Source organism: Streptomyces sp. NPDC004732 (assembly GCF_040609235.1).
Lineage (GTDB): Bacteria > Actinomycetota > Actinomycetes > Streptomycetales > Streptomycetaceae > Streptomyces.
The window spans coordinates 170,953-184,022 of record NZ_JBEXJR010000015.1 but is presented as its reverse complement, the minus strand read 5'-3'; the positions used below and the strand labels follow the sequence as shown (position 1 = coordinate 184,022).

Below are 13,070 nucleotides of genomic sequence, written 5' to 3'. Positions count from 1 at the left end.
GGCGATGACCCTGGACGGCACGAACACCTGGATCGTCTCCGAGCCCGACTCCCCGCTGGCGGTGGTCATCGACCCGGGCCCGCTGGACGACGCCCACTTGAGCCACGTCATCGAGACGGCCGAGAAGATGGGCAAGCACGTGGCCCTGACCCTGCTCACGCACGGCCACCCCGACCACGCCGAGGGCGCCGCCCGATTCGCCGAGCTGACCCGCACCCCCGTGCGCGCCCTGGACCCCGCCCTGCGCCTCGGCGACGAGGGCCTGGCCGCCGGTGACGTCATCACCACGGGAGGCCTGGAGATGCCCGTCGTGGCGACCCCCGGCCACACGGCGGACTCGCTCTGCTTCCACCTCCCCGCGGACCGCGCGGTCCTGACGGGCGACACGATCCTCGGCCGCGGCACGACGGTCGTGGCGCACCCCGACGGCCGCCTGGGCGACTACCTGGACTCCCTGCGGCGACTGCGCTCCCTGACGGTCGACGACGGCGTCCACACGGTCCTGCCGGGCCACGGGCCGGTCCTGGAGGACGCACAAGGGGCCGTCGAGTTCTACCTGGCGCACCGCGCCACGCGCCTGGCCCAGGTCGAGACGGCCGTGGAGAACGGCCACGTGGAGGCCGCCGACGTCGTCGCGCACGTGTACGCCGACGTGGACCGCTCACTGTGGCCCGCGGCGGAGCTCTCGGTCAGGGCCCAGCTGGACTACTTGCGGGAGCACGGGCTGATCTGAGGGGCCCGAGCCCGGTGGGTCCGGAAAGCGCGAATGGGTCCCGCCTCCCAGGAGGCGGGACCCATCGACGTACGGATACAGCGTCAGCGCGACCGCTTGGCCAGCCGCTCCACGTCCAGCAGGATCACGGCACGGGCCTCCAGTCGCAGCCAACCGCGACCGGCGAAGTCCGCGAGCGCCTTGTTGACCGTCTCGCGGGAGGCGCCGACCAGCTGGGCCAGCTCTTCCTGCGTGAGGTCGTGCACGACGTGGATGCCCTCCTCGGACTGCACGCCGAAGCGGCGCGACAGGTCGAGGAGCGCGCGGGCCACTCGGCCGGGCACGTCGGAGAAGACCAGGTCGGACATCTGGTCGTTGGTCTTGCGCAGGCGCCGGGCGACGGCGCGCAGCAGCGCGGATGCCACCTCGGGGCGGGCGTTCAGCCAGGGCTGGAGGTCGCCGTGGCCCAGGCCGAGGAGCTTCACCTCGGTGAGGGCGGAGGCGGTCGCCGTCCGCGGGCCCGGGTCGAAGAGCGAAAGCTCACCGATGAGCTCGCCGGGGCCGAGCACCGCAAGCATGTTCTCGCGCCCGTCGGGCGAGGTGCGGTGCAGCTTCACCTTGCCTTCGGTGACCACGTAGAGGCGGTCGCCCGGGTCTCCCTCATGGAAAAGGGCGTCTCCGCGCGCGAGCGTCACCTCACTCATGGAGCCGCGAAGCTCCGCGGCCTGCTCGTCATCGAGCGCCGCGAAGAGCGGGGCGCGCCGCAGAACGTCGTCCACGAGTTCTCTCCTTGTCGACCTGCTCAGGGGATCTTGATTCCCCCGCATATCAGGGGTCCGTGTTCCCCATTTTGCCGGACGGTCCAAACAGTGTGATCAGTCACAAGTCTGCCGCACTGACGTCGCGAGCTGTGCGGGAGGGGGCCAATTGGGGGCCGATCCATGGGGTCAAGGACGAATGTCAGTGCCGGGCTCTAGGCTGGCCGGGTGTCCAAAAAGCCGGTGAGAGCGCAGGCCGAGGGGGCTGAGAAGGTGGCCGCACCCCGCAATTCCGCTGTGGGCGAACATGCGTCCTACGCCCCTGACAAAGCGACAAATCGGACAGCTTCCCTGATGTCTCCGGCGATGAGGTCGTCCCTGTGAACGCGAAGAAGACGACGGCGAAGGCCGTCGCCAAGAAGGCGCCCGCCAAGAAGACCGCCGCCCCGGCGAAGAAGGTGGCCGCAGCCAAGACGACGGCCGCGACCAAGAAGGCAGCCTCGGCAAAGAAGACGGCCCCGGCGAAGAAGACGGCCCCGGCGAAGACGACGACGGCCGCGACCAAGACGACGGCCGCGACCAAGAAGGCCGCGGCAGCCAAGAAGGCCGCCGTAGCCAAGAAGCCCCCGGCCGCCACTGCCTCCGCCACTTCCACCGCCACCGCTCCGCAGGAATCCCGCACCGCCCTCGTCCGCCGCGCCCGGCGGATCAACCGCGAGCTCGCCGAGGTGTATTCGTACGCACACCCGGAGCTGGACTTCGAGAACCCCTTCGAGCTCCTGGTCGCCACGGTCCTCTCCGCCCAGACCACCGACCTGCGCGTGAACCAGACGACTCCGCGCCTCTTCGCCAAGTACCCGACTCCGGAGGACCTGGCCGCGGCCGTCCCCGAGGAGGTCGAGGAGCTGATCAGGCCGACCGGCTTCTTCCGCGCCAAGACCAAGTCGATCATGGGCCTGGCGAAGGCCCTGCGGGACGACTTCGGCGGCGAGGTCCCCGGCCGCATAGACGATCTCGTGAAGCTGCCAGGAGTGGGCCGCAAGACCGCCTTCGTCGTGCTGGGCAATGCCTTCGGCGTCCCCGGCATCACCGTGGACACCCACTTCGGCCGCCTGGTCCGCCGCTGGAAGTGGACCGCGGAGACCGACCCGGAGAAGGTCGAGACGGCCGTCGCCGAGCTCTTCCCGAAGAGCGAGTGGACGATGCTCTCGCACCGCGTGATCTTCCACGGCCGCCGCATCTGCCACTCCCGCAAGCCCGCCTGCGGTGCCTGCCCGATCGCCCCGCTCTGTCCGTCGTACGGAGAGGGCGAGACGGACCCTGAGAAGGCGAAGAAGCTGCTCAAGTACGAGATGGGCGGCCTCCCGGGCCAGCGCCTGAAGCCGCCGCCGGACTATCCCGGCAAGCCGGCTCCTCCGCTCGCCACGGGATGAGGTGACGGCGACGCAGGGTGGAACGAACCGCAGGGGAGAGAGCGTTGTCCAGAGACGGACGGGGGTGCCGATGACGCACGCGAGCGAGACGACGAACGCCATGGACGGCGGAACGAGCCGGGTGACCCACGCGGGCGGGGCGCCCCACGCGGGCCAGGTGCCTTCTGCGGGGCGGGCGTCCCATGAAGGCCACCCCTTGCTCAGTACCGCAGGTCTGCCCTCCTGGCTCGACCCGGTCGTCCATGCCGCAGAGACCGTCCAGCCGCTTCAGCTGAGCCGTTTTCTGCCGCCGGAGAGCGGTGCCGGGCGGCAGTCCGCCGTGCTCATCCTCTTCGGAGAGGGTGATCAGGGTCCCGAGATGCTCCTGATGGAGCGCGCCGGGTCCCTCAGGTCGCACGCCGGTCAGCCCTCCTTCCCCGGCGGTGCGCTCGACCCCGAGGACGGCGACCCCCAGGGCGAGGGGCCGCTGCGGGCCGCTCTGCGCGAGGCCGAGGAGGAGACGGGGCTCGACCCCGGGGGCGTCCAGCTCTTCGCCGAGCTGCCTCGGCTCTTCATCCCCGTGAGCGACTTCGTCGTGACGCCCGTCCTCGGCTGGTGGCGCACCCCGACGCCGGTGGGCGTCGTCGATCCGAACGAGACGGCCCGGGTCTTCACGGTTCCCGTGGCCGATCTCACGGACCCGGAGAACCGGGCGACGGCGGTGCACCCCAGCGGTCACCACGGCCCCGCGTTCCTCGTCGAGTCCGCCCTGGTCTGGGGTTTCACGGCCGGAGTGATCGATAGAATCCTGCACTTCGCGGGCTGGGAGCGCCCCTGGGACCGCAGCAGGCAGGTCCCGCTCGACTGGCGCGCATGACAAGGTTGCGGGGAACGGGCGACCGCGATGCGAGGCGAGGATTGAATCGGTGAACGTGCTGGACGTCCTGCTGCTGCTCGCCGCCGTGTGGTTCGCGGTCGTGGGGTACCGCCAGGGCTTCGTGGTCGGCATCCTCTCGGTGATCGGCTTCCTGGGCGGCGGTCTCGTCGCCGTCTATCTCCTGCCGATCGTCTGGGACGCCCTCACGGACGACGACGCGGGCACGGTGAGCACGACCGCGGCGGTGGTCGCCGTCGTCATCGTGATCGTCTGTGCCTCGATCGGGCAGGCCTTCACCACCCACCTCGGCAACAAGCTGCGCAGATACATCACCTGGCAGCCGGCCCGCGCGCTGGACGCGACGGGCGGCGCCCTGGTCAACGTCGTGGCGATGCTCCTCGTCGCCTGGCTGATCGGCTCCGCCCTCGCGGGCACCACGCTGCCGACGCTGGGCAAGGAAGTGCGCAACTCCAAGGTGCTGCTCGGCGTCTCCCGCACCCTGCCCAACCAGGCCGACACGTGGTTCAACGACTTCTCGTCGGTCCTCGCGCAGAACGGTTTCCCGCAGGTCTTCAGCCCGTTCTCGAACGAGCCGATCAAGGACGTCCAGCCGCCGGACCCCAAGCTCGCCAAGAGCGAGGTCGCCACGAAGGCCAAGCGCTCCATCGTGAAGGTCCGCGGTGAGGCCCGCAGTTGCGGCAAGGTCCTCGAAGGCACCGGCTTCGTCTTCGCGGACCGCCGCGTGATGACGAACGCGCACGTGGTCGGCGGCGTGGACGAGCCGACGGTCCAGATAGGCGATCACAACCAGGTGTACGACGCGAAGGTCGTGCTCTACGACTGGGAGCGGGACATCGCCGTACTGGACGTGCCCACGCTGAAGGCGCCGCCCCTGCAGTTCACGTCCAAGGACGCGACCAGTGGCGCGGGCGCCATCGTCGCGGGCTTCCCCGAGGACGGGCCCTACGACGTCCGTCCCGCGCGCGTGCGCGGCCGCATCACGGCCAAGGGCCCGGACATCTACCACCGCGGCACCGTGCGCCGTGATGTGTACTCGCTCTACGCGACCGTCCGCCAGGGCAACTCCGGCGGCCCGCTGCTCACGCCCGACGGCAAGGTCTACGGCGTGGTCTTCGCGAAGTCCCTCGACGACCCGGACACCGGCTATGCGCTGACGGCGGACGAGGTGCGCGCGGACATCGAGCGGGGCCGCACCGCCAACCAAGAGGTCGACAGCGAGGGCTGCGCGCTCTAGAGCGGCGGCCGGGGGGCCCGGAGAACGGGGTCAGTCGCGCGTGTGCCGGAGCCGCGCGGAGACCCAGCGGGCCCTGCGGCGGAGAATGCGGGGAATGCCCATTTCTTGAGGGGGGCCGTGGTGGCCCGGATCCTGTGGCCCGCCCCTCTCACGGCTGTTCAGCGCTGTGGCCGAGCGGCGATTGCGTGCTACGTCACTGTAGTCGTGCGTCCAGCCCATACCCCGACGTCTGCCCGTGCCTCATGGTCGGTAATCGCGCACAGGGGCCCCAATTGGCCTATGCGCGAGGCAATTGGCGTTCGTAGGACATGCGTTCGCACAGGGCTCGGGAAAACCTCGGGAATCTCCACGCCCCACCCCGCGAAACCCCGCGAACCTTCACCGATCCGGCTCGGGATCCTTCAGCCAGTTCACCAGCTCCGTGGAGAACGCCACCGGGTCCTCCTCGTGCGGGAAGTGCCCGAGACCGTCGAACAGCCGCCAACGGTAGGGCGCTTCGACGTACTCTCCCGATCCCGCCGCGCTCCTCGTCCGCATCACCGGGTCGAGCGAGCCGTGCAGATGCAGCGTCGGCACCCGCACCGGCCGCTTCATGCGGCGGTTGAACTGGATGCCGTCGGGCCGCGCCATCGACCGCACCATCCAGCGGTACGGCTCGACCGAGCAGTGCGCCGTCGACGGGATGCACATGGCACGCCGGTACGTCTCGACCGCCTCGTCGTCCGGCAGGCCGGGACCTGACCAGTCCCGCACCAGACGGCCCACCAGGGCCCCGTCATCGGCGACGAGTTGACGCTCCGGCACCCAGGGCCGCTGGAAGCCCCACACGTACGAGGCCGACGCGGTCTGCTTGCGGTCCGACAGCATCGCCGAGCGCCAGCGCCGCGGGTGCGGCATCGAGGAGACGGCGAGGCGGCGCACCAGCTTGGGCCGCATCACGGCCGCCGTCCACGCGAGGTACCCGCCCAGGTCGTGCCCGACGAGCGCGGCGTCCGGCTCGCCTAGGGAGCGCACGACGCCCGTGATGTCGAGGGCGAGGTTCGCCGGGTCGTAGCCACGGGGCGTGCGGTCGCTGCCGCCCACGCCCCGCAGGTCCATCGCGACGGCCCGGAAACCCGCGTCGGCAAGCGCCACCATCTGGTGCCGCCACGTCCACCAGAACTGCGGGAAGCCGTGCAGGAGCAGGACCAGCGGCCCGTCCCCCATCTCGGCGATGTGGAAGCGCGCGCCGTTGGCGGCCACATCCCGGTGGGTCCAGGGTCCCTCGATGCGTACGACCGAGGCGGAGGGTTGGGCCGATGGGGCGGCGGGGTCCGTCATGAGGACGAGCGTGCCACAGTGGCCCCCGTCTCACCGATTCGGACGTCGACTGCACCCGCAGGGTTCACCGCGCGGGGATGCGGCTTGACGTTCCCCAGTACGGCAGCCGTCTCCTTGGCCGAAGCGGCGACCTTCTGCGGGCCCTTGCCCTTCTTGGCCTTCTTCGCGAAGACGACGCCGATCAGCGCGAGCAGCCCGGCAACCAGCACATTGGCGGCGAAGGACAGCAGGAAGCAGACGGCGAGGTTCCAGCCGCTCCAGGTCCGGATGCCGTATGCCAGCGCGAAGCTCAGCATGGGCAGCGAGAAGATGAGGACCGCACCGGCCGCGGCGAACGCGCCACCGCCGATCGCGCCGCGCTTGACGTCCTGTCGCAGCTGGGCCTTGGCCAGCGCGATCTCGTCGTGCACCAGCGCGGACATCTCACCGGTCGCCGTGGCGACCAGTTGGCCGAGGCTGCGCTCGGCGCCGACGGGGCCGTCGGGTGAGCTCATCGCGTTCTCCCCTTTTTCTCTTCTGATCTCTTCTGAGATATGTCTGCTCAGATCATGCCGGACCGTTGCCATCCTCGCGTTCCCCACCCGCTACTTCGGCAAGCCTCCGGTGCTCCGCGGCCTTCTTCTCATAGATGGCGGCCATGCGGCGGTGGTACTCCGGGTCGTCCATCTCGTAGATGTCGGGGACCCCGCTGAGGTCGTCGTCGCGCTCCTCGTCCTCGCACAGCTTGCGGTACTTGGCGTTGCGCATCTTAAGGAGGATCCCGGAGAGCAGGGCCGCGATGAGGGAGCCGGCCAGGACGGCCGCCTTGATCTCGTCGGTGAGCAGCGGATCCTCGGTGAAGGCGAGCTCGCCGATCAGCAGCGAGACGGTGAAGCCGATGCCCGCCAGTGAGGCGACGGCGAACACGTCGGGCCAGGCCAGGTCGTCGTTCAGCTCCGCCTTGGTGAAGCGCGCCGCGAGCCAGGTGCCGCCGAAGATGCCGACCGCCTTGCCGACGACCAGGCCGAGGACCACACCGAGCGTCTCCGGCTTGGTGAAGACGTCGCCGAGCGCGCCGCCCGTGACCACCACTCCCGCGCTGAACAGGGCGAACAGCGGCACGGCCAGGCCCGCGGAGAGGGGACGTACGAGATGTTCGATGTGCTCGCCGGGGGAGTGCTCCTCGCTCTCGTCCTCCTTGTGGCAGCGCAGCATCAGGCCCATGGCGACGCCCGCGATGGTGGCGTGGATGCCGCTGTTGTACATCAGGCCCCAGATGGCGAGCGCCAGCGGAACGTAGATGTACCAGCCCCGGACCCGCTTCCTGAGCAGCAGCCAGAACACGACGAGGCCGAGGACGGCGCCGCCGAGCGCGGCGAAGTTGAGGTCACTGGTGAAGAAGACCGCGATGATCAGGATCGCGAAGAGGTCGTCGACGACGGCGAGGGTCAGCAGGAAGGCGCGCAGCGCGGACGGCAGCGAGGTGCCGATGACCGCGAGGACCGCGAGCGCGAAGGCGATGTCGGTGGCGGTCGGCACGGCCCAGCCGTCCATCGAGCCGCCGCCGACGGTGTTGGTGAGGACGTACACGAGCGCGGGCACGGCCATGCCGCAGAGCGCCGCGACGACGGGCAGCGCCGCCGCCTTGGGGTCGCGCAGATCGCCCGCGACCAGCTCGCGCTTGAGTTCGATGCCCGCCACGAAGAAGAAGACGGCGAGCAGACCGTCGGCCGCCCAGTGCTGGATGGAGAGGTCGAGCCCGAGGGAGCCGGGGCCGAGGTGGAAGCTCCGTATGGAGTCGTAGGAGCCACCGGCCGTATTGGCCCAGATCAGCGCGGCGACCGCGGCGACGAGCAGCAGTACGCCGCCGACGGTCTCGGTGCGCAGGGCGTCCGCGACGAAGTTCCGCTCGGGGAGCGAGAGGCGTCCGAGCACCTTGCGGTCGTTGCTGCGGTGGGGGGCGGGCGCGGTCACGAGATTCGACCTCCGGTCGGGTGGGCAGGGCAGAGCACATGCCGACCAGACTTCCCGGCGCACCTAGGTACTTCTCGTCGCGTCCCGTTGCGTTCTTGACGCGCTGTTGACGCGATTCTTAGCTTACCTAACGTACGCCCGGACGTATCCGGTGATCTTCACCTTAAGCACAGAGGAGCCGCCCGGCGCGCTGCCGGACGGCTCCTTGTGCTTACGTGAACCCGCTGTTTCCCGGGGTCAGTCCTCGCTCGGCGCGGCCGGGAGCTTGGTCTGGATGAGATCCATCACGGAGGAGTCGGCGAGCGTGGTGACATCACCGACCGCACGGTTCTCCGCGACGTCCCGCAGCAGTCGGCGCATGATCTTGCCGGACCGGGTCTTCGGCAGCTCGGCCACCGGAAGGACCCGCTTCGGCTTGGCGATCGGGCCGAGCGTGGCACCCACGTGGTTGCGCAGCTCGGCGACGAGCCCTTCGTCATCGGCGTTCGCCGTGCCCCGCAGGATCACGAAGGCGACGATGGCCTGTCCGGTGGTCTCGTCCGCCGCGCCCACGACCGCCGCCTCGGCGACCGCCGGGTGCGAGACGAGCGCCGACTCGACCTCCGTGGTGGAGATGTTGTGCCCGGAGACGAGCATCACGTCGTCCACGCGGCCGAGCAGCCAGATGTCGCCGTCGTCGTCCTTCTTGGCGCCGTCACCGGCGAAGTACTTGCCCTCGAAACGCGACCAGTACGTGTCGATGAACCGCTGGTCGTCGCCCCAGATGGTGCGCAGCATCGACGGCCACGGCTCGGTCAGGACCAGATAGCCACCGCCGCCGTCCGGCACCTCGTTCGCGTCGTCGTCGACGACGGTGGCGGAGATGCCCGGCAGGGCGCGCTGGGCGCTGCCCGGCTTGGTCTCGGTCACGCCCGGCAGCGGCGAGATCATCATCGCGCCGGTCTCGGTCTGCCACCAGGTGTCCACGATGGGGCACTTGTCGCCGCCGATGTTCTTCCGGTACCAGACCCAGGCCTCGGGGTTGATCGGCTCACCGACCGACCCGAGCACCCGCAGGCTGCTGAGGTCGAACTTCGCGGGGATGTCGTCGCCCCACTTCATGAACGTACGAATGGCCGTGGGCGCCGTGTACAGGATGGTGACCTTGTACTTCTGGACGATCTCCCAGAAGCGGCCCTGGTGCGGGGTGTCGGGGGTGCCCTCGTACATCACCTGGGTCGCGCCGTTCGCCAGCGGTCCGTACGTGATGTACGAGTGGCCGGTGACCCAGCCGATGTCGGCCGTGCACCAGTAGACGTCGGTCTCGGGCTTGAGGTCGAAGACGGCGTGGTGGGTGTACGCCGCCTGCGTGAGGTAACCGCCGGAGGTGTGCAGGATGCCCTTCGGCTTACCCGTGGTGCCCGAGGTGTAGAGGATGAAGAGCGGGTGCTCCGCGTCGAAGGCCTCGGGGGTGTGCTCGGCGGACTGCTTCTGGGTGATCTCGTGCCACCACACGTCGCGGCCCTCGGTCCACGCCACGTCCTGCTTGGTGCGCTGGACGACGAGGACGTGCCGGACGCCGTCGACGCGGCTGACGGCCTCGTCCACGGCGGGCTTGAGCGCGGCGGGCTTGCCCCGGCGGTACCCGCCGTCGGAGGTGATGACGACCTTGGCGTCCGCGTCCTCGATGCGCTTGGCGATCGCGTCGGCGGAGAAGCCGCCGAAGACCACCGAGTGGGCGGCGCCGATGCGGGCACAGGCCAGCATCGCGACGACCGCCTCGGGGATCATCGGCAGATAGACGGCGACCCGGTCGCCCTTCTGGACGCCCAGCTCGGTCAGTGCGTTGGCGGCGCGGCTGACCTCGTCCTTCAGCTCCGCATAGGTGATGGCCCGGCTGTCGCCGGGCTCACCCTCGAAGTGGATCGCGACACGGTCGCCGTTGCCCGCCTCTACGTGGCGGTCGACGCAGTTGTACGCGACGTTGAGCTTGCCGTCGGCGAACCACTTGGCGAACGGCGGGTTCGACCAGTCGAGCGTCTCGGTCGGCTCCGTGGCCCAGGTCAGCCGACGGGCCTGCTCGGCCCAGAAGCCGAGCCGGTCAGCCTTGGCCTGTTCGTACGCTTCCGCCGTGACGTTGGCGGCGGCTGCCAGCTCCGCCGGCGGCGCGAATCGACGCTCCTCCTTCAAGAGGTTGGCCAGGCTTTCGTTGCTCACGACATCTCCCTTGCGCTGCTTTGCCGGAGGCGACCGTTGTGTCCGAAGCCACAGCTCATCAGACGCAACCCGCGGTGACAAGGGTCTGCCGAAAATTGGTTTAGACCTTTACCCGGAGGGGGTCCGCTGGGCCTCGGCATGCGCTGTGGGCGCCACCTGATCGAAGACCTCGTCGGGAAGCGGCTCGGCACCACTGCCCTCCGTCAGCAGATAGGACTGCGCCTCTCCGACGTGGAAGTACATACCGTGCAGCTCAAGATCACCTTCGGCAAGTCGGCGCGCCACCGACTCGTGCGCCCTCAAGTGCTCCAGTTGCTGCACCACATTGGTGAGGCAGAGCTGCTCGACCGCATCGGCGGGCGCGCGACCGGCGAGGCGCGCCCATGCCCTGTCCTGCGCGCCCATGCGCTCCAGGCTCGGCAGGCCGTGCCGCAGCCACCGCTTCAGCGGGGTCTGGGCGCCGCCCGGCGGGGTGGTGAGCAGCGCCTGCATGGCGCCGCATCCGGAGTGCCCGCACACGGTGATGGACCGGACCTTGAGCACATCCACCGCGTACTCGATGGCGGCGCCCACGGAGTCGTCCCCGCTCTCCGCGCCCGGCAGCGGCACCAGATTGCCCACATTGCGGACGACGAAGAGATCGCCGGGGCCGCTCGACGTGATCATCGATGTGACGACCCGGGAGTCCGCGCAGGTCAGGAAGAGCTGTGCGGGCTGCTGCCCCTCGCGCGCGAGCCTGGCCAGCTCGCCGCGCACGTGAGGCGCCGTGTTCCGCTGGAAGGCGCTGATCCCGCTCGCCAGTTGGTGCCCGCTGGGCCGCCTCCCCTCCTGTCCTTCCTGCCGCTCCTCCTGGGGCCGGTCGCAGTGGTGGTTGCGCCACGGCGCCCACGGCCTGCAACAGGAGTGGGAGGCACCCACCAGCTCCCGGCTGCGCGGACCCGAGCCCCCGGCGGGGACGGCGATACGGGTCCCGGCGCGTCCTGTGACCTCGACGCTGCCGCCGTGCGCGGTGTGCGCGTCCTGCCAGCACTGCAACGATTCGTACGCGGCATGGTCCATGAAGGACCCGTCCAACTCCACCATCACGTCGGCCCCGTGGGGCACCTGGTGCAGCGCCTTGCTGAGCCGCGGCACCGCGAGGAACGTCAACTGCCCGCGCACCCGCACGTGATGGACGCCTGCGTCCTCGCAGTGGGTGATCCGGGTGCGGGCGAGCCGGTGCAGCGAGACGCCCACGGCCACGGCGACGCCGAGCGCCACACCTTCCAGGACGCCGAGGAAGACCACGCCGAGGCTCGTCACCGCATAGACGACGATCTCGCGGTGGCGCGTGATGGTGCGGATGTGGTTCAGGCTGACCATCTGGATGCCGACGACCATGACGAGGGCGGCCAGGGCGGCCAGGGGGATCAGCTCCAGGACGGGGACCAGGAGCAGCGCTGCCACTACTACCCAAACGCCGTGCAGCATCGTGGAGTTCCTGCTGACGGCGCCCGCGCGGATGTTGGCCATGCTGCGCACGGCGACTCCGGCGACGGGGAGTCCGCCGAGCGCTCCGGACACGATGTTCGCCGCGCCCTGGCCGAGCAGCTCGCGGTCGAGGTCGGAGCGGCGCACGCCCGGGTGCAGCTCGGCCTGTCCGGAGATGACCTTGTCCACGGCGACGGCGCCGAGCAGCGACTGCACGCTGCAGACCAGCGTGATGGTGAGGACGGCGGCGACGAGCCCGAGTGCGGGCCCTTCCGGCAGCCCGGCCAGTGCGTGGCTGCGCCAGGACGGCAGGTCGACCTCGTCGACCCGGAGTCCGGCGAGCGCGGAGACGGCCGTCGCGGCGGCGACGGAGACGAGGGCCGCGGGCAGGACGCGCGTAAAGCGCCCCACCCGCCCGGGAATCCGTGGCCAGAGCAGCAGGATCGCGAGGGTCAGCAGGCTGATCGTCAGGGCGGCCGGATGCAGGTCGGCCAGCTGGGCCGGGAGCGCCTTGAGGTTGTCGAGCACGGAGCTCTGCGGGGTGCTGCCGAGCACGATGTGCAGCTGGGCGACGGCGATGGTGATCCCGATGCCGGTCAGCATGCCGTGTACGACGGCGGGGCTGACGGCGAGCGCGGTGCGGGCCACGTGCAGGCAGCCGAGGCCGAGTTGGGCGAGTCCGGCGAGGACGGTGATCGCGCAGGTGGTGCGCCATCCGTACCGGTGGATGAGGTCGGCGGTGACGACGGTGAGGCCGGCGGCGGGGCCGCTGACCTGCAGCGGTGATCCGCCGAGCGCTCCGGCGAGGATGCCGCCGACGGCGGCGGCGACGAGGCCCGCCTGGAGCGGCGCTCCGGTGGCGAGGGCGATGCCCAGCGACAGCGGCAGGGCGATCAGGAAGACGGCGACCGACGCGGAGAGGTCGGCACCGGCGATGCGGAACCTCTTGCCGGGCGGTGGGGCGTGGGGGTTGTTGGCGCGTGGCGTGTGAGCCGAGTCAGGGGTGCGAGTGGGGACGCAGGCAGACATGTTTCCCGTCTCCTCCGGGGCAGCGCGGTCGCGGGACAAGGGGTCCTCCGAAGGTCTCCGGAGGGCAGATCGCGGCCGTGGGTCACGG

11 protein-coding genes are annotated in these 13,070 nt (G+C 70.3%); 4 read left to right on the top strand and 7 right to left on the bottom strand.

All coding sequences use genetic code 11. The features are described from left to right. Positions 1-733, top strand: a 733-nt coding sequence (locus ABZV77_RS35770; protein ID WP_356266348.1) for an MBL fold metallo-hydrolase, incomplete at its 5' end; no start/stop codon positions are given. An 83-nt stretch (positions 734-816) separates the two neighbouring features. Here ABZV77_RS35770 and ABZV77_RS35765 read toward each other — a convergent pair. Then, positions 817-1,491, bottom strand: a complete 675-nt coding sequence (locus ABZV77_RS35765; protein ID WP_055553109.1) for a Crp/Fnr family transcriptional regulator — start codon at positions 1,489-1,491, stop codon at positions 817-819. Positions 1,492-1,850: 359 nt separating this feature from the next. Between ABZV77_RS35765 and nth the strand changes: the two genes are divergently transcribed. The 3 genes from nth to ABZV77_RS35750 all read left to right on the top strand — a co-directional run bounded on the left by nth (position 1,851) and on the right by ABZV77_RS35750 (position 5,014). Next, positions 1,851-2,903, top strand: coding sequence for an endonuclease III (gene nth / locus ABZV77_RS35760; RefSeq protein ID WP_356266346.1), 1,053 nt, complete (start codon positions 1,851-1,853; stop codon positions 2,901-2,903). Between the two features lie 70 nt (positions 2,904-2,973). Further along, the gene (locus ABZV77_RS35755) at positions 2,974-3,759 is read left to right on the top strand and encodes a CoA pyrophosphatase (RefSeq protein ID WP_356266344.1); all 786 of its coding nucleotides are present in this window, start codon (positions 2,974-2,976) and stop codon (positions 3,757-3,759) included. Between the two features lie 49 nt (positions 3,760-3,808). Continuing rightward, on the top strand, positions 3,809-5,014 hold the full coding sequence (locus ABZV77_RS35750; RefSeq protein ID WP_356266342.1) for a MarP family serine protease: 1,206 nt from the start codon (positions 3,809-3,811) through the stop codon (positions 5,012-5,014). A gap of 30 nt (positions 5,015-5,044) precedes the next feature. On the opposite strand, the gene ABZV77_RS35745 is transcribed toward ABZV77_RS35750, so the two are convergent. The 6 genes from ABZV77_RS35745 to ABZV77_RS35720 form a co-directional block, all read right to left on the bottom strand. Next, positions 5,045-5,233 carry a hypothetical protein gene (locus tag ABZV77_RS35745; RefSeq protein ID WP_079075134.1) on the bottom strand — a complete coding sequence of 63 codons (189 nt, stop codon included), beginning with the start codon at positions 5,231-5,233 and terminating at the stop codon, positions 5,045-5,047. A gap of 159 nt (positions 5,234-5,392) precedes the next feature. Next, positions 5,393-6,334, bottom strand: a complete 942-nt coding sequence (locus tag ABZV77_RS35740) for an alpha/beta hydrolase (RefSeq protein ID WP_356266340.1) — start codon at positions 6,332-6,334, stop codon at positions 5,393-5,395. Further along, positions 6,331-6,828, bottom strand: a complete 498-nt coding sequence (locus ABZV77_RS35735; protein ID WP_356266338.1) for a phage holin family protein — start codon at positions 6,826-6,828, stop codon at positions 6,331-6,333. The genes ABZV77_RS35740 and ABZV77_RS35735 overlap by 4 nt, the downstream gene beginning before the upstream one ends. A 52-nt stretch (positions 6,829-6,880) precedes the next feature. Continuing rightward, positions 6,881-8,287, bottom strand: coding sequence for a Na+/H+ antiporter NhaA (nhaA, locus tag ABZV77_RS35730; RefSeq protein ID WP_356266336.1), 1,407 nt, complete (start codon positions 8,285-8,287; stop codon positions 6,881-6,883). Positions 8,288-8,524: 237 nt separating this feature from the next. Continuing rightward, positions 8,525-10,483 carry an acetate--CoA ligase gene (gene acs / locus ABZV77_RS35725; RefSeq protein WP_356266334.1) on the bottom strand — a complete coding sequence of 653 codons (1,959 nt, stop codon included), beginning with the start codon at positions 10,481-10,483 and terminating at the stop codon, positions 8,525-8,527. Positions 10,484-10,591: 108 nt separating this feature from the next. Further along, a complete protein-coding gene (locus ABZV77_RS35720; RefSeq protein ID WP_356266332.1) occupies positions 10,592-12,982 on the bottom strand; it encodes a SulP family inorganic anion transporter in 2,391 nt (796 codons plus the stop codon). Positions 12,983-13,070 lie beyond the last annotated feature (88 nt).

Excerpts from the sequence above, each read along its gene's own strand:
- ABZV77_RS35755 (WP_356266344.1), top strand. The coding sequence starts at position 2,974 with ATGACGCACGCGAGCGAGACGACGAACGCCATGGACGGCGGAACGAGC.
- ABZV77_RS35720 (WP_356266332.1), bottom strand. The coding sequence starts at position 12,982 with ATGTCTGCCTGCGTCCCCACTCGCACCCCTGACTCGGCTCACACGCCA.
- ABZV77_RS35735 (WP_356266338.1), bottom strand. The coding sequence starts at position 6,828 with ATGAGCTCACCCGACGGCCCCGTCGGCGCCGAGCGCAGCCTCGGCCAA.
- ABZV77_RS35740 (WP_356266340.1), bottom strand. The coding sequence starts at position 6,334 with ATGACGGACCCCGCCGCCCCATCGGCCCAACCCTCCGCCTCGGTCGTA.
- ABZV77_RS35745 (WP_079075134.1), bottom strand. The coding sequence starts at position 5,233 with ATGGGCTGGACGCACGACTACAGTGACGTAGCACGCAATCGCCGCTCG.